The organism is Sphingomonas aestuarii, assembly GCF_054457155.1.
The window spans coordinates 1-20,160 of sequence record NZ_JBTKVV010000003.1 but is presented as its reverse complement, the minus strand read 5'-3'; the positions used below and the strand labels follow the sequence as shown (position 1 = coordinate 20,160).

General features: G+C 59.4%; 15 protein-coding genes and 3 pseudogenes. 5 read left to right on the top strand and 13 right to left on the bottom strand.

Annotated features, from left to right (window positions below; genetic code table 11):
* Nucleotides 1–65: 65 nt before the first annotated feature.
* The 4 genes from ACX0GZ_RS05960 to tnpC all read right to left on the bottom strand — a co-directional run bounded on the left by ACX0GZ_RS05960 (nucleotide 66) and on the right by tnpC (nucleotide 5,005).
* A complete protein-coding gene (locus ACX0GZ_RS05960; protein WP_458814386.1) occupies nucleotides 66–2,036 on the bottom strand; it encodes a relaxase/mobilization nuclease domain-containing protein in 1,971 nt (656 codons plus the stop codon).
* 374 nt (nucleotides 2,037–2,410) lie between these two features.
* Nucleotides 2,411–2,965, bottom strand: a complete 555-nt coding sequence (locus tag ACX0GZ_RS05955; protein WP_458814384.1) for a hypothetical protein — start codon at nucleotides 2,963–2,965, stop codon at nucleotides 2,411–2,413.
* Between the two features lie 120 nt (nucleotides 2,966–3,085).
* Nucleotides 3,086–3,259 (bottom strand): hypothetical protein, encoded by a 174-nt coding sequence (locus ACX0GZ_RS05950; RefSeq protein WP_458814382.1) that lies wholly within the window; start codon nucleotides 3,257–3,259, stop codon nucleotides 3,086–3,088.
* A gap of 129 nt (nucleotides 3,260–3,388) precedes the next feature.
* On the bottom strand, nucleotides 3,389–5,005 hold the full coding sequence (tnpC, locus tag ACX0GZ_RS05945) for an IS66 family transposase (RefSeq protein WP_458815235.1): 1,617 nt from the start codon (nucleotides 5,003–5,005) through the stop codon (nucleotides 3,389–3,391).
* Nucleotides 5,006–5,095: 90 nt separating this feature from the next.
* On the opposite strand from tnpC, the gene ACX0GZ_RS05940 reads away from it, so the two are divergent.
* The 3 genes from ACX0GZ_RS05940 to ACX0GZ_RS05930 all read left to right on the top strand — a co-directional run bounded on the left by ACX0GZ_RS05940 (nucleotide 5,096) and on the right by ACX0GZ_RS05930 (nucleotide 8,299).
* Nucleotides 5,096–5,665 carry a hypothetical protein gene (locus ACX0GZ_RS05940; RefSeq protein WP_458814380.1) on the top strand — a complete coding sequence of 190 codons (570 nt, stop codon included), beginning with the start codon at nucleotides 5,096–5,098 and terminating at the stop codon, nucleotides 5,663–5,665.
* 65 nt (nucleotides 5,666–5,730) lie between these two features.
* Nucleotides 5,731–7,380 carry a hypothetical protein gene (locus ACX0GZ_RS05935; protein WP_458814378.1) on the top strand — a complete coding sequence of 550 codons (1,650 nt, stop codon included), beginning with the start codon at nucleotides 5,731–5,733 and terminating at the stop codon, nucleotides 7,378–7,380.
* 448 nt (nucleotides 7,381–7,828) lie between these two features.
* Nucleotides 7,829–8,299 (top strand): Ros/MucR family transcriptional regulator, encoded by a 471-nt coding sequence (locus ACX0GZ_RS05930; RefSeq protein ID WP_458814376.1) that lies wholly within the window; start codon nucleotides 7,829–7,831, stop codon nucleotides 8,297–8,299.
* A gap of 163 nt (nucleotides 8,300–8,462) precedes the next feature.
* Here the strand turns inward: ACX0GZ_RS05930 and ACX0GZ_RS05925 are convergent, their stop codons facing one another.
* On the bottom strand, nucleotides 8,463–9,107 hold the full coding sequence (locus ACX0GZ_RS05925) for a DNA N-6-adenine-methyltransferase (protein WP_458814374.1): 645 nt from the start codon (nucleotides 9,105–9,107) through the stop codon (nucleotides 8,463–8,465).
* Between the two features lie 641 nt (nucleotides 9,108–9,748).
* Between ACX0GZ_RS05925 and ACX0GZ_RS05920 the strand changes: the two genes are divergently transcribed.
* On the top strand, nucleotides 9,749–10,726 hold the full coding sequence (locus ACX0GZ_RS05920; RefSeq protein ID WP_458814372.1) for a hypothetical protein: 978 nt from the start codon (nucleotides 9,749–9,751) through the stop codon (nucleotides 10,724–10,726).
* A 705-nt stretch (nucleotides 10,727–11,431) separates the two neighbouring features.
* On the opposite strand, the gene ACX0GZ_RS05915 is transcribed toward ACX0GZ_RS05920, so the two are convergent.
* The 8 genes and pseudogenes from ACX0GZ_RS05915 to ACX0GZ_RS05880 form a co-directional block, all read right to left on the bottom strand.
* Entirely contained in the window at nucleotides 11,432–12,034 is a 603-nt protein-coding gene (locus ACX0GZ_RS05915; RefSeq protein ID WP_458814370.1) for a carbonic anhydrase, read from the bottom strand.
* Between the two features lie 122 nt (nucleotides 12,035–12,156).
* Nucleotides 12,157–12,414, bottom strand: a pseudogene (locus ACX0GZ_RS05910) (hypothetical protein); the annotation flags it as partial.
* 867 nt (nucleotides 12,415–13,281) lie between these two features.
* Nucleotides 13,282–13,439 (bottom strand): annotated as a pseudogene (locus ACX0GZ_RS05905) (transposase); the annotation flags it as partial.
* An 80-nt stretch (nucleotides 13,440–13,519) separates the two neighbouring features.
* Complete coding sequence (locus ACX0GZ_RS05900; RefSeq protein WP_458814368.1) at nucleotides 13,520–16,249, bottom strand: TcfC E-set like domain-containing protein; 2,730 nt, start codon at nucleotides 16,247–16,249, stop codon at nucleotides 13,520–13,522.
* Nucleotides 16,250–16,359: 110 nt separating this feature from the next.
* Nucleotides 16,360–16,896 (bottom strand): hypothetical protein, encoded by a 537-nt coding sequence (locus ACX0GZ_RS05895; protein ID WP_458814366.1) that lies wholly within the window; start codon nucleotides 16,894–16,896, stop codon nucleotides 16,360–16,362.
* A gap of 97 nt (nucleotides 16,897–16,993) precedes the next feature.
* Complete coding sequence (locus ACX0GZ_RS05890) at nucleotides 16,994–17,584, bottom strand: hypothetical protein (RefSeq protein WP_458814364.1); 591 nt, start codon at nucleotides 17,582–17,584, stop codon at nucleotides 16,994–16,996.
* Nucleotides 17,585–17,765: 181 nt separating this feature from the next.
* Nucleotides 17,766–18,542, bottom strand: a complete 777-nt coding sequence (locus ACX0GZ_RS05885) for a fimbrial biogenesis chaperone (RefSeq protein ID WP_458814362.1) — start codon at nucleotides 18,540–18,542, stop codon at nucleotides 17,766–17,768.
* A 138-nt stretch (nucleotides 18,543–18,680) separates the two neighbouring features.
* The gene (locus ACX0GZ_RS05880; RefSeq protein WP_458814360.1) at nucleotides 18,681–19,016 is read right to left on the bottom strand and encodes a hypothetical protein; all 336 of its coding nucleotides are present in this window, start codon (nucleotides 19,014–19,016) and stop codon (nucleotides 18,681–18,683) included.
* A gap of 536 nt (nucleotides 19,017–19,552) precedes the next feature.
* Between ACX0GZ_RS05880 and ACX0GZ_RS05875 the strand changes: the two are divergent.
* Nucleotides 19,553–19,759 (top strand): annotated as a pseudogene (locus tag ACX0GZ_RS05875) (AMP-binding enzyme); the annotation flags it as partial.
* Between the last annotated feature and the right edge of the window lie 401 nt (nucleotides 19,760–20,160).

Genomic DNA, 20,160 nt, shown 5'->3' with positions numbered 1-20,160 from the left:
CTCCCGCTCTATTCAAGGTGGGCTGGAAGTGACGTGGAGTTCGGACCTGATGCTAGAACTCGTGATCACTTGATACCATCACCTTCACGATTCCGGTTAGCAGCCGCCCGCCATTTGATTGTCGGCAAAGTCACAGCGGGTGTGTCGGCTCGAACGCCAATGTCGGGTTTTGAGATCTTTGTCGGAATAACTGAATGGTGCTGGACGTCAGCCGCAGCTTGGGTTTTGCTGAATGACATCGGGCCGTCGTCTGCAGGAGCGGCACGCTCATAGGCGCGAGCCCATCTCCGACGCTCTGCAGTCCTAAGCTGGTTTACCATGCGAGCCTCAAGCGCGCGTTGTCGTGTCGGGCCTAGGTCCCTGCGCTTTTTTCGAGCACGGCGCTGGGCTTCGACGACCGTGATCGTCTCTAGCTCAATACCGAGTCTCTGAGCGGCGCGGTGGCATCTCGCCAGATATGCCGCATCGCCAAAAACTGCGACGTCGCCAAACCGGTCACGCGCAAGCTTGAGCGCCGTCTCAACAGCGCGATCCGAATGATCGTTGACCCAGATGATTGCGCCTGTATCCACTAAGGCTGGCTGGCCACGCCGTGCATGATCATCGCGCGACCAATAGCAAACCGCGTCACCGCGCCGTTCGCTTTCGAACTCAGCGAGGGACGCGACAGCCGGCGGGCCATTGTCAACGTGCCAAGGTGCCGCGATCCCCACGTCGACCGCGCCTATCGCTTCCATATCCACGGCAGACAGATCGTCCGAACCGGCTGCGGCAGTCCGCAGGGCACGCACCGCAATGATGCGGGCATCGAATGCCGCTTTGATCGTCAAGGCTGCGGAGTGGCGCAACGTCGGGAACGCCGCAAATAGATCACGTTTCACACGCGGGTCGCCGTCGAACCCGGTCAGGTCCGCCCGATATGCAGACACCGCCGCTTCCATCCTTCCGAGAGCGGCATCTCTTGCCGCAAGCAATGCTCTTACACGCCCGTCGATCCGCGCAGAGACGTCGCGCATTTGGCGCGTGTGCACCAGCCAGGTCTCGGCCTTGGCTGGATCGAGAATGCGCGGGACATAGGTGTCAGGTTCGACACCGTGAGACGGCTCATACCTCCCAAGCCGGTCGCGTAGCTTGCCCCAACTGTGCCGACGATCGACATTGCTGAGCTTTACATGCTCCTCCCCGGCATAAAGTTGGCCACCATTCACCGACGGACGAATCCCCATCCCGTACGGAGCCAGCGCCGCGTGCAATTCTTGCCAGTCAGAGGCTTGATCAAGAATCGGCCCGGCCACATCTTGCGCCACTCTGGTGAACGATGCGAACCCCGATTGCGTTTCCCATTCGAGGACTTCCTGGCGAAGGGGTGCCCGCTTCTGGACCACATGGGTCTGCTGAGGCTTTCGAACGACCTCATCACCCACGACCTCGTAACGCGCGCCCGCTTCCGGTCGCAGCTGTCGTTTATGCTCAATCCGGGCAATTGCCCGTTGCATGGCCTCTTTATATCCTGAGCGGCCGTCAGCACCCTGGCCGAATGGCAACGCTCCACCCGTGTCGGGATCTACGGTCACAAACATCATGTGCACATGAAAATTGTCGGTATCGACGTGCGCTGCCCATAAGATCACAGCATCTTCGCAGCCCAGTTCCTTCGCCACCGTCGCCACCGCGTCGGCACAGTGGGTTTCGGATAGCTCCTCACCCACAGGGCATGACATGACCGCATGGCGCACCGGTTTTTTGACCTTGCGATTCCGCCGCGTCAGGCGCCGTTCGGCTTCTTCCACCCCGCTTTTCCAATCAGGTGTTTCGCCGCCGACTACGGCTCCGCGGGATAGAACCCGCTCAGGAGCGGACTCGGGCGCCCTAGGCGCGCCGTTTATGTAGGTCGACAACGTCAGGCCATAGTCGATGCCAATCGCATCTTCCTTCAGCCAGCGACGATCTCCATCTGCCATGTAGCTGGCGAGATAGCGGGCGTAGCGCTCGACGCCTTTCGCGCTGTTTTTTGACGGGATCAGCTTGATGATCATCTCAACGATATCGTCAGCTCGGGGCACAAAACCAAGTCAAATGCATCGATTTAACATCCCCGCCGAAGGCGTTCGGTTGCGACACCCGCGGCACGCGGGCGGAGCGACCGTTCGACCGGGGTTCGCGCCAGCGCGCCCCCATCCTGTGTAAAAACTTCTTTTTCTCGAAAGCAACGCGCAGCACGTCGTGGCGAGGCGTGGCAGTGCGAAGCATTGCAAAGGATGGCAGCGCCTAACGCATCAGTGCATTGGTTGGCGTGACGCGACTAAATTTTAGAATGTCCCAGTAAGTCGCTTGCAAAAACTGCTGGAGAAAAATTCAGCAGGAGAAGCGCTAGTGATTGAACTACATCGTCCTACCCATTCCTGGGCGTCTAAGCAATGACGCGCAGGCATTTCGACGGCACGAAACTCGAAACCGACATCGCACATCTTCGTGCGGTTGACGCGAAGTCTCCGCCCATAGCGCGCCCATCGCTGATGGACGCTGTCCGCGCGTTTGCTGAATTCATCGACACGCGCGCAAAACTTGGTTGGACCGACGCGATGATCGCTGCGGTTCTGACCGAGGCGGGATACCCGATCAATGCCGCCACCCTGCGGTCGTACCGCAAACGGATGCGCGACGAGAGTTCGATATCCTCGACATCTAACCGCACTACATCGCCGATCGTTCTGCATTCGGCAGAAAAGCGGTCTGATCGAAACTGGCCTGCTGACCCTGTCAAGGCAGCGACGGTCACAAGTGAGCCGGCGAAAACGACAGACAGCAGTACACTAAGTCCATCGGGAATCGGGAATGTAACGCCAGCGGCTCGTTCACCCCCCGAACGATCAAGCCCCTCCCGCCGCACCTTTTCGGTCGATCCGACAAAGCGGCCACCCGACCACGCTTGAACAAACCAAAGGACAGTCAATGAATTACTCAAGAAGTGCGCCTTGGCGCCCCGTAAGCGTCCGGCCGAAGCCGTTGTCGGCAATGACCGGTTTTGGGATGCAGACGAAGGCACCGGAATGACCGGGTGTGGGTGGATTGCTGTCGCGACCAGTTATCCGTTGATCTGCGCTTCTTTGTGCCGCCCAAACCAGTTCAAGATCAACCCGGGCAAGAATGCTACCAAAGGCCACGAGCCGATATCTTCGTATCCGAGGAACCACTTGGCCGCGGACAGCGCGATGCCAATGATTACGAGGATCGAGCCAAAAATATAGAACCGGTTCAAGCTGCTTGCCTCCGCGTTGCGCTCAGAATGTGCAATTGGCACTTTATGTCAATGACTTCTATGGGGTCGCTTCCTGAAGGGCAGCATTTGGCGCAAAATCGCAGATAGCTGCCATTGGCGCAATGGCCCTCAGGCGGCGTCGGGGTCACTGGATTGAGCGGCCTTCCACGCCCATGGCAGCAGTTCATCGAGGCGGTTGATGGGATGGCCTTTGCCAATGCGGCCGAGGACGTCGGTTAGCCAGACCTGCGGGTTCACGTCGTTGAGCTTGGCGGTCTCGAGCAGCGAATACATCGCGGCCGCCCGCTCGCCGCCGCAGTCCGCGCCTGCGAACAGCCAGTTCTTGCGCCCGACCGCGATGCCGCGCAGCGCATTCTCGGCCAGGTTGTTATCGATCTCGAGCCGCCCGTCGTGAGTGTAGGCGAGTAGCGAGGGCTTCAGCTTGACGGCATAGCGCAGCGCCTCGGCAAGCGGTGAGCGCGCCGATGCCTGGTCGAGAACGTTGTCGGCCCACGCGAAGAAATCCAGCGCGATGAGCCGCGACGCCGCGCGCTGGCGCAGACGCTCCCTGGGAGGTTCGCCCTCGATAAACCGTTCGATCTCGTAGAGCTGCGCGATCATGGCGAGCCCTTTGCGCGCTGAAGATCGGTGATCGGCGACGAGAACGTCATGCAGCTTGCGCCGCGCATGCGCCCAGCAGGCCACGGGAGTGATGGGACCGGGCTCCCGGCCGGGGTCATAGAGCGCGTTGAACCCTGCATAGGCGTCAGCCTGCAGAAGGCCCGAGAACGCCGCAAGATGCTCGCGCGGTCGCTCGCCCTTACGATCGGGGCTATAGCGGAACAGGGCTGCGGGCCTGTCTGCCGGGCTCCATCGGCGGTTATCACGCAGATAGACCCATAATCGCCCGGTCGAGGTCTTGCCCGTTCCGGGAGCCAGCACTGGCACCGGCGTGTCGTCGGCGTGGAGCTTCTGGCTGGCCATGACGTGTGAGCAAAGCCGCTCGACCAGTGGATCGAGCAGCCAGCTGACCTGACCGAGCCAGTCGGCCATCGTCGAGCGGGGAAGTTCCACGCCCTCGCGCGCATAGATCTGCGACTGGCGATACAGCGGCAGGTGATCGGCGAACTTGGCGACGATGATGTGCGCCAAGAGGCCGGGACCGGCGCGGCCGCGCGGGATCGGCAGAGCGGGGGCGGGTGCCTGGGCGATGGTGTCGCAGCACTTGCAGGCGAGCTTGGGGCGGACATGACGCACCACGCGGAAGCTTGCGGGCACATATTCCAGCACTTCGGTGACATCTTCACCCAGAACGCAAGCGGCGGCACCACACGCCGCGCAGCGATCCATGCCGGGTGCCGGATGCACGATCACATCGCGCGGGAGATGAGCGGGCAGCGGCGCGCGCTTGGGTTTGCGCCTGAGCTTGCCCGGTTCGGCATCGCCATGATCGACCTGGCCGCGCACGACGCACTCGGCATGGGCCTGCTGGGCTTCGAGATCCTCGAGCGTCAGCTCGAGCTGGTCGGCAAGCTGCGTCATGCGCTCGGACGACTGGCCGAACTTCATCCGCCGAAGCTTGGCAAGCTGGGCTTTGAGCTTCTCGATCTGAAGCGTGGTCAGCTTGATCGCGTTGCGCGCGGCACCGAGTTCGTCGCGCGTCGCATCATGTGCCTTGCGCTCGTCCGCAAGCGCCTTTTGCTCCTGCGCCAACGCCTGTTCCGAGGCGGCCAGACGTGCCTTCATCACCTCGGCAAAGGCGCGAAGCTCGTCCGGATCGGAGGGCAGATCGAGGTCGGTGGGAGACACGAATAGCGGATAACATGGCAGGCGATCTTGACCAAGCCGAAGGCAGGAAAGGCCAATGCGCTCGAGAGCGACAATGCCGTCTTCTTCCTCGTCGCGCTGCTCAAGATTTTCGCACGCGTCTATGACGAGATGAAGGATATCACCGAAGTAGGCGCGAAGGGCCGTCAGCAGTTTGAAGAGGTCGTAGAGATAGGAGCTGAAACGATTGAGACCGCTTTAATCAACAACGCCGACATGCTTAAATCTATTTTGGAGGACAACAACCAGCGCATTGCGTTTCGCACGAGCGAATTACTGGTTGCCACTGGCGAACTCCAAGCTGCCCGCACACAGCTAGAAACGACGGTTCGTGACGCGAAGGAAGCGTTTGCGGCCTTCGAACATCTCAAGGGCGATGTCGATGAGCCGTCGCTTTCGCGGTTGTTTCAAGACCGGATGACTGCCGCACTCGACAAGCGCGTACCCGTTTATGATCAGGTCTTTCGCGCTCAATTGCTCGAAACGATCGCGTTGGGGATGGGTCGCTATTTTCTGCTCGTTCAGTTCGAGATCGTGATCATCGTCGCCGTACTGGGCTTCCTCATTTATTATTTCTAATGGATCGCGCGATAGGGCTTACCCGTATGCGGAGCATCGTGATCACTGAGGCCAAGGCGGCCGTCTTGCGCAACCGGCTGTTTGTCCGCTTGGCAGATCGAACCGATATCATCGCTCCGCGCAACGTCCCGTCGGCACTGGCCAAGAGAATTCCGAAGTTCCTCGTCGCGGGTCTGGACGATGATCGCACCCCGGGAACTGGTGGGTGGCCGGTCCCCACAGGTGGCCGATACGCCAAATTGTGCTTTTCGCCAGTTCTGAACTACATCGAAAATAGTGGCACATGCGGCCGGTCATACCATCTGCCCGTTACCCAAGTCGATTATGTTAGCTATGTGCAGAAGATCACCGGGATTGGCTCCAAGAGAGCCGATGATCTCGGCCGAATATTTCGGTTCGACCCGGCTGAACTTTTCGACGCCTGCCAAGCGATGCGAACGTCTCGCCAAGCGGCGTGGCGGCTGCTACTCAGCAACGAGTTTGCCCTAGCGACGCGGCTATGGCCAGCCTTGGGAAACCTGCCACAAAAATCGCAGTTCCGGTATCCGCTGATTTACGCTTTCCAAGCTATTGCGGAGATCGAACGTGCCAGCCTAATCATGCGTCATCTTGCGCGTGCCCGGCAGATCGTCGACCGACCAAAATTTCTCGAATATCTTGCTTCTCCATTACCATTGAGCGCCTGGTTCAAACCTGACCAGCTCATCGAGATCTACCGCTGGATCGAGTATGCATCATTTTCGTCAGCGGCGCTCAGCGATCTGCTTTTCCATCGGGACGTAGATCAAGTGCGTGCACTCCCTGCCGGCTATGCGCCATGGGCAATCGCTAGGGGCGAAATTGCCGGTTCGGCTCAAGAGTTTCACAACCACCCCGAAGTCCGAAAAGCACTCGTTCATGTTTTCACGAAACCGGCCCAGACGGTGACGTCCGAGAAGAAAAATAATGAGGCGGTGCCTGACGAATCTGTCGATCCACCGGTCGAAAAGCCAACAATCGAGCGTAGAAAGAGCTATCTACGCAATGATGATATTTTTCGCTGGTATGGGGTGAACAGCGAGGTGATGCCGATCATTGCGCTTGACGATGTCCGGCATCGCTTTCCGACACGCAGGGTCCGCAACTTTGGTGGCATACTCCGTCGCCAACCAGTTGGCAGCAAATCCCGCCCGGTACTGACCCGGCTAGGTTCTGCCGTAAGGGCGCGAGCCGACCTTTTCATGCAACTGAAGGTCGCGAGGGCTTCAAGGAGATACGTGAAAGGCTCGAAAAAAGTAGCTCAGCCTGACAAGACGTTGGAAGCCAACGTAAAGCTGGGATTAAGGCTGGCATTGGTCTATTTGCCATCGCACGACGCGCTCGGTGGGGCCGCTCGGTTCGATCCGTTGGCTTGGAATAACCCACTCCGGGATGCCGATCTTTGGCACATGCTACTTAACCCTCGCCGTAGCTCCGCATGGCGCGGAATGACGCGTCCCGTCAGAATAAAGTTGCGTAGTGCGAACAGGGTGATGCGCCGAGTATATGGGGAGGTCCTGGCGGGGATTGATTGGACCGACGAGGTCGAGCGTGTCATTTGTGACTTGGCAATTGGGTTAAGTCCCATCAGCACCGATCCGCATGTAAGGTTCGCAATTCACACGCTGGAGCGAGAGCCTAATCTAAAAAAACAGCTCAAATTGCCAGCGAAGCGCTTAGGTTACCGAATTCGGTGACAGACAACCTCTGACTCAACTTCGGAAGGAAAATCGTGCACCGCGAAAGGGCTTTGCCGAGGGGGCACAACTGAAACGCACAGCCCGATCGGCCGGCTTCCGTGTTTGCGTTTCAGCTGCTCTGGACGTAAAACATTGCGGAGAAAATCCTGCGGTCGGCCCAGACCGCAGGATTTTCTTCGGCAGGATTGCAGATGCCGGCAACATTCCAACCGGGACTGCGGCCGAACTTTGCGTGACGGCGGCGCGGTCCGACTTCGGCTGGCGCTCGGCTCAATGATACAACGTGGCGGTCGCTGCATTTAGACTGGAAATTCTAGCCTTTTTTAATCCCCATATGGCTTGAGATTATCCAGTAGAAGGTCTGTGGGTATCAGATTCGCGTCTGCGTAATGGATCGAGCCACTAGGCGCCGCCGATCAGATTTTACGCTAGGAGGGAATTACGAATGACGGACGCTAATCCATTGAACGCTGTTGAGCTCGCGACTGAAATCACGATCGCGTGGCTTGGCAACCACAACAATAGGGTTACGGCGGACGACGTACCGGCATTCCTGCGCGCAATGCATGCGACGCTTATCCAATTGGAGAGCGGCAAAACGGGTAAAGGCTTAGGGCTTGCGGATGCAGCAGACGAAAATTCTTACGAGCCTGCGGTCTCGGCGCGCAAGTCGCTAGCCTCTAGAGATCACATTATTTCGATGATTGATGGAAAACCTTACAAGACGCTGCGTCGTCATCTTTCAACAAACGGACTTACGCCCGAGGAATATCGGGCGCGCTACAACCTTAAGCCCGATTATCCATTGGTGGCGCCGAGCTATTCCGAAACACGGCGGGCAATGGCAAAGAAGATCGGCTTGGGACGCAAGTCGCAATTACGCGGCAAGAAAGGGGTTCCAACAACAGCCGACTGATATGGCGAGCGTGCAGCGTAGGTCGCGGGTGGCCAGCAAAGTGCGCAAAGGGGCGGCTATGCCGTCCCCTTCCCCTATCAAACACGGGCCCTCCTTAAACCATCATCTAAATATCGCCGTTGAGCGGGAGATTTATAGGAAAAGCGCGTCGCCTGACTAGCGATCACACAGGCCGGTTTCGAAAGCCCCCAAGAATGGGCGCTAGTTGACGCGTTGCCTCTCTGATGAAACTCAGAATGCCAATTGAATGGGTAGCGAACGCTGGCAAGCGACGGCGCGGCATCCACCATGAGCCCCGCACGTGTTGGGCAAAGCGCCGTTTCTGTTCGGGGGTGGCCCCAAACATCACGACCATCGCACTGACCATGGTGGGCTGAGACGTGCCGTCCTCTCTAAAGAAGCGCGGACGTCCTTCGATGAAATAGATGTCGGCATCTGTCGAAAGGACGTCATGAAAGAGCTTGGTGTCAGTTTTCGACGGAACCAAACAAACTACTGTCTTAACTTTATTCCTGGACCACTGCTCGTACGCGCGCTCGATCCAGGCTTTCTGGTTTGACCAGGGCGGATTTACAAACGCCAAGGATCCGGACCAATCGTCACGAAGGCCGTTGTCGCCTTGCCTAACATCTAAGTAAGCGAGCGGACGTATCGCGCTTGCTGGATGCCAGCACGGATCGAATTCTATCGTGCCGAAACTCTGCTCGATCGCGTGGATGAAGGAAGGGTCCGTGAAGCGGTTATCACTTTCCTTGAGCAAGTTCTCTCCGAAACAGATTTTAGGATTTTTTTGGACGCGGTTAGCCATCATGGGCTCCTGATTAAAGGGTCAGATTAGGGGATTGTTGGACCCTTGCCCCTGACGGCCCGGTCCGATCCGTTACCGAATCCACTGCCTCCCAAGTGGGGTGGGCATGCCAGTCGCGTCGACGACAACTGGCGTTAAGCGAGTCAGGTTTACTCGCGTTTTTGTCGACTCGGTCAGTCCCCAAGGGAGTCGACGACGTCTCGACGCAACGGTGTTCCGTAAGACGTCAATTAAAGACCTGATCTTACTTGTCAAGTTCCTGTGGCCAAAATAATTTGTTAAATCAAAATACTCTCTATGACGTTTCAGTCGGGATCATTCCAAACGTTTTCGGGGGAAGACATGTGGCCAATTGACAATGGGCCAGTTTCGAATGTCGTCATCGCTTTGCGGTCTCTCGGAAACGAGACAGTTTGTCATCGCGGCAAGAAGGGTAGCTAGGCGCACCAATTCCAAGCGTTCGGGTTATTCTGGAAAATGCCTGAAAGCCCATCGCCAGCTATGTTAGGACAAGAACCAGCGCTTGAGCCAATTCATCAAAGGCTTTGAAACTGTCCACTGTTTGGTGAGACAATCCTGTGAGCAGTATCGCATGAAGGGGGTGTCGGAGCCCATTCGAGGTTTGGTCGTTACACTCGCTGATGAACAGATCACCTCGCTTTTCCTTCTTCAGAACGCTGGCTTTTGGAGCCCTAGCTGCCTGCAATGGGGTGTCAGATGACGGCGGAGACTTAGCTGAAACCGCACCGTCCGACGTAGCTCAACCCGTCACGTCGTTGCGGGATGTCAAAGGGTTCTGGCTAATTCTGCGATTTGAGGATTTTACACCATCATGGAAAAACGGCACACCGTGGCGCAGCGCCTATGTGCAAATCGATGAAGACCGCCTGACTTACAACGTAGGATGCAACCAGTCCGGCAATCCTGCCACTCTTGGACGCGACGGGGTCATGCGAGATGCTGGTGATGGCTTGCGAATGCAGACTCTACAGGGTTGCGGACGAACTCGCGAGGCACGCGATAGACGCTTCTTCGCGTTTTTTGGCAGCAATCCCCAGATGTACAGGATGACCAAGGATCGCATTCTGTTGAAAAGCGGTGACCGCCAACTTGTGCTTATCCGGCCGGACCGCTGGCGTGAAAACAACAAGCCCGACTTCGCGGAAATTGAAGGCCGTTGGGTTCCTGAAATGTCTACAGCATACGACGGCTGGGGATCAGCTGGATTCCGAATCGGTAACAATCCGGGGGTATTGACCATTGAGCGTCGAGGCATCGTGTGGTCGCAATGTCCCGATGTACCTATCCATATCCGCTGGACCGCCGACGCGCGGCTTGCGGCGACGGCTAATGTCGACATCGCCGAGTGCGCCGCAGTAGCTAACTCCTCGGATGAGGGACCACGGGCAATAATGTCGATCCTGAATTCTAACCCCGCGGTGATCCGCACTGGGCAGGACCACATCTCGCTGATCGTTGGAACGGACGAAAAGGGTCGACGGATCGATTTTCGCTCTGAGCAAAGTGTTCTAAAGCCTCCACCGCCCTCGCCTGTGCCCGAGGGGCTCCCTTCACCGCCGCCGCCCGCTCCGCCTCGGAACTCCAGTACTGATCAATGAGAGCGCGAGCATTTGATTGGTTTCACAAGTCGGTTGAACGACAGTGTGCACAAGACAGTTCGATCACGCTTCGTTTTTGAGCTAATGAATGTCTGATGTTGGTGAGCTGTTTTGTCGAATAGCCCCACTGTCGTCGTTACTTGACGCTGATCCATCTAGGTGTCGCCGGCCGGTTGGGGCAAAAACGCCTACCCAGCGAAAAGGCATCAAGCCATTCCCAGCGTTCCGAGAGGTTGGCATGATCGCATGGACATGCTCCGGCCCAACCCTCTGTGGTTTGACCGGCCTCAAAGCCTAGCAGCTGCAAATATGTTTTATCGCAAGAGGCTGGTTCAGACATGTTTGCAGGCTAATTTTTCGACACGATATTAGCAATGTCCAAAATGACTTAGCTCGTGCCGAGTTGTATTCATCCGCCGGATTATCTGGCCAACTTCTTGCTTTCCTCGATAACCACGACACAAAGCAGGGACGCGCGACGTTTTGGCGGGTGTGAGCATCAACCTGCGCGGCTGAAAGCGTCACATTGCCTACCAGTCCGCCCGGCATGCGACCGACCGGATCAGTTGACAGGCGGGTGCGTGAGACGGCTCTGCCTGAGCCCGGCGGCGGGTCGTCGGTCATGATAGAAGGTTCCTGTCCAGCCCCGACGGACGGAGCCGGACAGAGATAGGTGCGCTCTGGCAGATTAGACAGGGCGGTGCGTCAAGGCAGATCGAAGAAATCGACCTCGCCGCTGTCGAGTTTGTAATAGGCTCCGACCACTTTCAGCCTGCCCGTCCGCTGCGGTTCGATCAGCAAGGGATCGCTCGCCTCTCGCAGTTTGCGGACCACCCGGCGGACATTCTGCTTTACCGCAACCTCGGTGGCGTCGCCGGACTGGTTGCGCGCTTCCAGCACCGCCGGAATGATCGGTTCGATCATGTTGCCGATGACGCCCGGAAAGCGCGCATTGTCGCTGACGACCGACATCGCGGCCTTCACCGCGCCGCAGCTTTCATGGCCCATCACCACGACCAGCGGGACGCCCAGCACGGCAACCGCATATTCGATCGATCCCATCGCCACCGTATCAACGGTGTTTCCGGCATTGCGGATGATGAACAGCTCGCCCAGCCCGCGACCGAACAGCAATTCGGGCGGCACCCGGCTGTCGGAGCAGGAAACATAGGCGCAGAACGGGGCCTGCCCCTTGGCGAGCGCGAGACGACGCGCCGCGCTCAAATCGACCTGATCGACCTTGCCGTCGAGAAATGCGCGGTTGCCGTCGCGCAACCGCTCAAGTGCCTGGTCCGGGGTCATCGCCATCAATTCTCCTTTCGGGTCTGTCGTTCGGGTATCGCTCTGCCGTGCCCCGAACGCGGGCGCAACGGTCGCCGCGGATACGGCAACCGTCCCCGCAGCGATCAAGGAACGTCGTGAAATGGTCGTCATGCTCGTTCTTCCTGTTGAGTGATTTCCGGTAGCGCCGGATGCTGCTCGCGCGTCCGCCACAGCGAATAGCCCACGCCCGCGATCAGGATCGAAGCGGTGACCGACAGCGAGACGAGTGGCGGAATCTTGGCGAGGCCCAGCGCATCGGCGACGAAGATCTTCGAGCCGATGAACACCAGCAGCACCGCCAGCGCGTATTTCAGATAGTGGAACCGATCGACGAGTGCCGACAGCGCGAAATACAGCGCGCGCAGTTAAGGGTCGCAAAAACGCCGACCCCCGCAGCCCGTTGGTCACGCGCAGATGCCGCTTGCACCGGCCGAGCAGCGGCGAAAAGCCGATGTCGGGTGTGTGATCGGCCATCCACCACATCTTGATGCCGGTGAAGATCAATTCAAGCAAAAATTCTCATGCTGAAGTTCGACTTTGGTTAAATCCGGCATATACTTTATTCGATCGCGAATTTTGGCAGCCGTGGTACTCACCCATGTGGATACAGGACGCACAAGTCGATCTGCACCGCGCGCTTGTTTCGATGATTTCTGACTGCTTTGCGCCCCAATCCCGGCCGTCCCAGACCAGCCCGATCAATCCTGGAAGCTGCCGTCCATTCACGTCACAGTCGGATGCCCGACACTGGGACGAAGCCGTCGTTCCGACAAAGCACCCTGAACGTCCGCTACCGCCAAAACCCGACGTTTAAAAGCGGTGCCTTCTTGCCATTCTGAACGAGGAAGGCTGGTCCGTATACGGACTTGCAGCTTTCGGCGTCAGATCGCGGAAAACGGACATTAGCTAGTTCAACGGTGAGTCGCTAAGCACCATCTACAGCCATCAGCGCCTTGCTTCGGATCGCCTGACTCCGGCGGCTCGCTCATATCTGCGGAAATGGTGGCGTGGCCGGGCGAAGCGCTCCGCTTAGCGGTCAACCAGTCGGATCACCTCCGGCAAGGAATCAAATGGCGAACCGGGCTGGCGAGCTTGGGGGACGGGGCATCCCGACTTCCATACTACGTCTGGCTTTCCAGCTGGTGCATTTGGATCAGCAGCGCCGTCCATCTGCGACACCATTCGGTCGAAAGTGCCCACAAAGGTGGAGATGCATCTGCGTGAGAGCGGTTCTAAGCCGTAGACTCATGAGCGCGGAGCCACAGGCGCATTGATGCAAGCTGGACCATGGCGATGAAGCTTTTCGCCAATTTGGCGTAGCGGGTGGCGACGCGGCGGAAGTGCTTAAGCTGGAGAAGAACCGCTCGATCAGATAGCGCTCACGATAGAGCCGCTTCCTTTTTCCAAATTCGATTGGATTTTAAGCAGGAGGTGATGCGTAAACAGGAAAAATCTGCTCGCACCTTTCGATTATTTGTCAGGGCGATCCAGGATTTCGCCCAAGCGCTCCAGATCTCGCCGGGCATCTGCGAAAAGGTTTCGCACGTTGCTTGCAGGACTGGCTTCCGATCCGTGGGGGGCAACGTAGTTCGTCGCGAGCTCGACATTGCCGGATTTCGACTGCTGCTCGCCCGTGCGCTGTTGGCACCGGATCTGGCCAAAGCGGTGAAGCAATACGGGCTGATCGACGTCGATCATCCTCGTGACGGCCTGCTTGATGCACAACACGCCCGAAGGCCAACGGATCGTGATATCGGTGGCCGCCGGCGTCGTGATCGTGAAGAACCCGCGATCGTCCGCGATCGCAACGTCCTTTTCGGCTTCGACCCGCGCCGAAGGAAGCGGGGTGCCGTTCGCATCCAGGACTTGCCCGAACAGAGTCACCACGCGCTGCGCTTCGAACCGCACACGCGCGACATTGCCGGGGAACAGCGTCACCTTGCGCTGCGTCGCGTCGAGATCGAATTCAGGCGCGCCTTCGGGCCGCAACGCCACGACATATTCTTGCAGCGGCTGCACCCCGATCGCCGTGCGAGTTCCGGGGCCGACAAAGTCGTAAGGCCGCCCGTCGATGGTCACACGGTAACCACCTTCGGCAACGCGCGCTGACCGGGATGTGGGATTGGCAGGCGAAGCGTCTGCGGATGGGGCGTCTCCCTCCCCGCTCGCAGCACCTTCGACCGCAACATCAGGCTCGGCCGGCATCGATCGGACCGCCGGCGCACGCGTGAGATCGACGAGAACCATCGCCTCGGCCGGATTGCGCAGCCCGACCTTCACCGCGCCGCCGCCGATCGCGAATCCGGTTTCCGCATTACCCTGGAAGCTCATGCGGCTGCCGCCGATCGAACGCGACTGCCACTGCGCGGAAAGGTCGGCGGAGCCAAATCTCGATGCCGCCAGAATGCGCGCCGCCGCGCGTTCGGCGTCGGCATCGGTGGAGGCGCCGATCTCGCCGACCAGATCGACTTCGCCGATTTCCTCATACCGGGTCAGGCGCGCATCCAGCAGCGGCGATAGCCCGCCGCGCGTATCCGCCAATTCCGATTGCGACAGATGCTGGGCACCGACGTTGAACGAGGCGTTGGTCTTGCGATCGACCCGCTGGAAGAACGACAGAGAGAAGCCGATGCGGGTATCGAAATCCGATCGCGACGCGCCTGCGGTCAGCAGCGCGTTGCCGACCACCGGCAGGCGAAGCGAACGCGTATATTGGACGGCGGCGGTATAACGATCGGGCAGGCCCTGCGACGTGCTGTAGCTGCCGCTGACACCCAACGCGCCGCCGAATGCCTGCACCTGAACCGACCCGAAGACATTGTCCTGGTCTGAGAAGAACGGACGATATCGCCGGTTCAAACGACGTAGATCGAAGGGCTCGTCATCGCCCACGCGCATCCGCCGCGCCGTCACGAAGACACTGAAGCGATCGAATTGGGCGTTGCCGCTGATCAGCGCGGAATAGGCGCCGCCCGAACCCGCGCCTGCACCGACGACACCCGAAAGGCGTCCGCGCGTCAGTTCGATCGACCCCTCGCCGAATATCCGCGAATCGAAGCTTGAAAGCGCGAGGTTCGTGCCGATCGACGCGGTCAGCCGCCGCTGCACCGATCCCGCCAGCACCAGCTCGCCGGTGCGAGCGGGCAGGAAAGAGCCGCGTTCGGACGCGCCCGTCAGGATGTCGCCGAAGAGATAATCCTCGACCCGTTCGCCCGCGCGAAGGCGGAAACCCGTCTTGCCCATCGGCAACCCGCCGCTCAGGCGCGAGAAGGTACGCGTCTGTTCGAGCAGAATCTGTGGGCCGTCGCGAGCGATAATCTGCACGCTATACGTGCCGTCGGGCAGCGAGCGGGTATCGAGCAACTGAAGCCCCGCTTCATACTGGCCGGTCGAAACCAGCACGCCATAGCGGTAGATTTCGATCTGGGCACGGCGCGGCAACAGGACCTCGATGGGGGTCGCGGTGTCGTTGCGCGCATCGACGAACGCGCCGTAAAACGAACCGAACTCGGCGCCGTAGATCCGGTAGCTGTTCAACGTCAGCGATTGATAGTCCTGAAGCAGGCCAGCCGCTGCGCGACGTTCCCCCCAGATGCGCTGCACGTAGAGTTCCTCGCTGCGGAAACCTGCGGCGTCGGTCAGGGTGGTGCGTCCGATCAGCGCGTTGCGCCCGACGCTGGCCAGCGTCGTAAAGGTTCCGCCATAGCTGATGTCGCCCGAGCCGCCGGTCGAGGCGGCCGACATCTGAACATTCTGGATCAGCGAAAAGCCGTCGTAAGGCTCGTCCAGCTCGCGCGGTGCGAAGATGCGCGACACCAGGGCTTCGCGCGGCAGGAACAGCGATATGGTGAAGCTGTCGACATCGACGATGATGCCGGACAGGCCGCTGGGCAAGCTGCCGCAGCCCGGCGACGCGGCCTGGCCCGGACGACAGCGAAACTGTTCGTTGGCGGCCAGGGGCTGCGACAGAAATGCGCGCGCGGCCTCGGCATCGACGCTGTCGCCCAGCGACTGGGCCACCGCATTCGGATCGTCAAACGCGAAACGACCATTTTGATAGGTTCCGGCAAAGGAACCCACCGCCCTGCCCTGGAAAGTCACGTCGAACTGCGTCGACAGCGGTGTGTCGATATCCTCGAACCCTTGCGGCACCCCGGTGCGAAGACGGACCGGCGGCGGCGCTTCCTGGGTCGTTTCCAAATTGGGGTGTGGGCTCTGCGATTGCGCGTGCGCATCCGTCCCGACCAGCGCCAGTGCGGCAGTCGAGCAAAGCAGGAAAATCGACGTAGGTTTCAAAATTCGGGTGCCGCTTACAGAGGCTCGACCGAGAGGCGAAGCTGCTCGAGATAGTCGCCGGCAACGGCGGCATTGATATCGCGGTCGCTGCTGCGGATCGACAGCGTCGCATTTGACCCTTGCCGGCAATTCATGTCCGGCCGGCTCCGCCCCTCGAAGACGAGATCCTGACCCGTCATCTGGCTCGTCTGCTCGACCCCGGTCGGGTCACGAAACGTGACCGAATAGGGAAGCGTCCGTCCGAAGCGTGGCGAAACCATCGCTCCGCCGGATTGACTGGCGACGCGCATGCGGAAACGACCGGTCGTGCTGGTGACGCAAAGCGAAGCGGTCGCGCCGTTGACCAATTCGGTTCCACGAGCGGCGGCCTGGCCACCCGTCGCGAAAATTCGAATTTCCGCGTCCAGACCTCGCGGCGCGAATGGCGTCGAGGTCGTCAACATTGTCGATGTCCCCGGCGCACCGGCGGCTTGCGTGCCTTGCGCCCAGGCCAATGTCGGCAAGGCGCCGAAAACCAGAACGGCGCACACGCCAGTGGCGACGGTGCGCACGGTCGATACTGTGATCACAAGCTCCCCCCGACTGCCTCGTCACCCCCGGACTGCGATGAGGGTGACGAGGGGCATGCCCCCCGTCACCCGGATCACATCAGAGCGGTGCGACCGTGAAGGTCAGCGTGCCCGTGTACGAACCGGCAAGCGCCGCCAGCAGGCGTGCGTTGGTGAAACGCACGTTCATCGACGCGTTGTCGGTGCCGTTGCAATTGAGCGTGGTCGCGCGGGCCTGGCCATTATGCGCGGTCTGCATGCTCTTTGCGACGCCCGGGGTCGCGGTGCCCTTGTAGTACACGTCGCTGGCGCGATCCGACGTCCACAGTGCGAACGACAGGCGCGTGCCTTCCGGGCCGTTCAGCGAGAACTTCGCTTCACCCGAGTTTAGCTCGTCGCCCGACTGGCCGTCGGCGGTCAGCTTGTACAGGCCCTGCAGCGTGCTGTTCGAATAGACGCAGAAACGCTGGCTCACATTCTGAGCGCCAGTGCCGCTTGCGACCGAAGCTGCGGTTACGTTCAGCGTCAGATCCTCGAGGCCCGAGATGCGGACCATCTGCGGAATGTTCGTGGTGACGTTGAACGAGGCGCTGCTCTGCGTCTGCGACAGCTGACCGTCGCCTGCCTGCGCAAAAGCGGGCGTTGCGTAAAGGGCAACCAGAGCGGTTGCGAAACCAAGTGCTTTCTTCATGACATGCTCCCAAGCGGCGTAGAATCAAATTGGATGCGACCCGGAGCAATAGGTAAATCCAATATTAAAGATTCACAACATGAATCTCACAAGAATTAAATATAATTAATGTCTCAATCGTGGACAGATTTAGGCGCATCTATCCCGTCAAATCAAGAACGATACTTTGATAATGATTGGCTTAGCGAAACTCTACTTCACGAGGCTCGGCAGATGCGAGGTTGCGCTCTTTGAAAACGATGCGCTCGGTTCCTTGCGGAAGCGCGAAGGTCCAGCTGTTGCCGGCATAAAGGCGCCGGGCACCGATTTCGGTACACGCGCTCGCCGTCGCCGAAGCGGCGCTGCCGGCCTGCTCGTCGGGCGACCGGGGACGCGCGCCGGCCGGGCAAGCCCATCCTTCGAACAACAACGTGTTCGTGTTGCCCTCGTTGGTGATGGTAAATCCGTCCGCGTCACGGCGGGTGGCGAGCTTCGAGACGCCCTTTTCGGGCCGTGCCGTCACGAGCAAGTCGTAGGCCGTAAGCAGTTTCACCGATACGCCACGAGCTTCCGCACCGGGATCGGCGGTTTCGATCGCACCGACCTCCGGGCTCACCCTCACGCGGTAGATGCGATCCTTCGCGAGCTTTTCGTTGAGCGAGACGAGGCGGATCGATCGCATGCCACCTGGCTCGACGATCAGTCGGTTGGGCGACACCAGCAGGCCGAGCGCCTCGGGATCGGCGATTTGCTCACGTTGCTCGACCTCGGCGCCGGGTGTCGAAATCTCGACCGGCGCGACCGTGATGTAATAGCGATCCTGGCTTTCGTTGCGGATGACGATATCCGCGCGCTTGGCTGCACCCGGCTCGAAATCGACCCATAGCCGGTCGATCGCCAACTGCGCCGAAGCGGGCGTCGCGGCAAACGCGCACGTAACGATGGTCGACGCAGCAAGTAGCGCAGCAGTTCGAGACACGATGATTCCCCAAGCCCGCCCCAACGGGTTCGGATCATCTGCCCGCTTACTCACATCCGTGTCAAGATGACACGCAATCAAAGGATAGGGTTAACGCCTGCACCAAAACAAGACAAATCGTTTCGAAGGCGTTCCGCGTCAAATCGCCGAGATGACGAGCGCAGTGCTCGACGCCGCGCGATCGATGGGTTTGCCCGTCGGCGCGATCAGAAACGCGCGGCGACGCAACCCATTGTCGGACGTCGTCGCGCCGGGCCGGACTGCGAACGGCGCCTGGGCATCCGCTGCGACCGAAAACAGCATCGACGAACCGTGATAGATCGCGGCTTCGGATACCGCGCCCGCGACGATCTCGTTAGGTGTCTTGACCATCAGCGCGCTGCGATCGTCGGTGACCGTCCACAGGCCGACCGCGCCGTCACGCTGCGCAGCGAGCGCTGCAAGAAAGGGCGGAATCGTAACGGTGATGGTCATGCTTGCCGAAGAGCGGCTTCCCATATCCGATGCGTTCGCGACGGGCGCCAGCAGAGTAACTCCGGCAAGGCCCGCAATAATCTTGATCATGCGCATAATCGAATCTGCTCCGGCATTTGCCCGATTGATACGACGACGATCCGAAGAATTTACGAGAGAGAATGGTTAATTCCCGAACTTTGTCTAGATCAACCTTGCGAGCAAAGTTTCGCCAGCTTAACCAGCCGGGGCGGAAAGCGTCTTCCCTCTTTTCGCACCGGGAGGAGTGTCGTTGAGTATGAAACCGTCTCCAATCGTTTTTGCTTGCGCCTCCCGGCTTTTCAATTTCCGCAGCCCAGACACCTGTTTCCGGGAGGGTGCTGTCAAACCAACGGCACCTGCCGGCGGGGTGTGATAGCGGGCAACGATGCCCCGCACACGCAAGTCCGAGAGCCAGTTCCGCTATTCAACTCGTCGCTCAAGGCGATCCGGCTCGTGGTGACGATATATGTGTGCGTTCCGCTCAACTTTCGGAACGTTGAGGATCTGCTCTTCGAGCGCACCCGAAAGCGCCCGAAGCCGCCGTGATCGGCGTAACGCACCCCCGCTGGCAGGAACGCCATCTGATGCTGATCCGCCTCCACCCCGGCGAACAATGCGACGCCGACGAACTACACCGTCACCTTGCCAAACGGGTAGCCCGCCGGCGGCTCCCCGACGCCATCTTTTCAATCAACGACCTCTCACATACCGCAACCGGATAACTGCTCAAGACGCGACTGCGAGAGATCTATGCCGAACATTTTGCCGACTGCTAGATTAAGGATGATCATCGCTTCTATCGCAAAGAAGATCACGTGGATTGGACCGATGCATATTTACGGCTAAATTTTTGGCACTCTAATTTAGTTGCGCGAATGGCTGGACCACCCAGTTACGCGAACAGCCGGTTTGGGGATGCTCGACCGACTATGTAAACGACCATAATTGGAGGCGCACTGCCGATCGTCGGCTTTGACCGGCGCGAACGACAGCTTCCGTTGAAACCAGACGTTTAGCGCAATCTGAGCGAATGACCGGCTTTGGTCCGGGGCCGCCATTCGTCGATTCATCAGGGAACGGCAGCTAGTGCGAAATTGCGGCCTGAAAGCAGCCAGTCGGCAAC

What these genes read in the sequence shown, in the direction of transcription:
- ACX0GZ_RS05960 (WP_458814386.1), bottom strand. Translation starts at nt 2,036, where the DNA reads ATGATCATCAAGCTGATCCCGTCAAAAAACAGCGCGAAAGGCGTCGAG.
- tnpC (WP_458815235.1), bottom strand. Translation starts at nt 5,005, where the DNA reads ATGAAGGCACGTCTGGCCGCCTCGGAACAGGCGTTGGCGCAGGAGCAA.
- ACX0GZ_RS05930 (WP_458814376.1), top strand. Translation starts at nt 7,829, where the DNA reads ATGACGGACGCTAATCCATTGAACGCTGTTGAGCTCGCGACTGAAATC.
- ACX0GZ_RS05925 (WP_458814374.1), bottom strand. Translation starts at nt 9,107, where the DNA reads ATGGCTAACCGCGTCCAAAAAAATCCTAAAATCTGTTTCGGAGAGAAC.
- ACX0GZ_RS05920 (WP_458814372.1), top strand. Translation starts at nt 9,749, where the DNA reads ATGAACAGATCACCTCGCTTTTCCTTCTTCAGAACGCTGGCTTTTGGA.
- ACX0GZ_RS05915 (WP_458814370.1), bottom strand. Translation starts at nt 12,034, where the DNA reads ATGGCGATGACCCCGGACCAGGCACTTGAGCGGTTGCGCGACGGCAAC.
- ACX0GZ_RS05890 (WP_458814364.1), bottom strand. Translation starts at nt 17,584, where the DNA reads ATGAAGAAAGCACTTGGTTTCGCAACCGCTCTGGTTGCCCTTTACGCA.
- ACX0GZ_RS05880 (WP_458814360.1), bottom strand. Translation starts at nt 19,016, where the DNA reads ATGACCATCACCGTTACGATTCCGCCCTTTCTTGCAGCGCTCGCTGCG.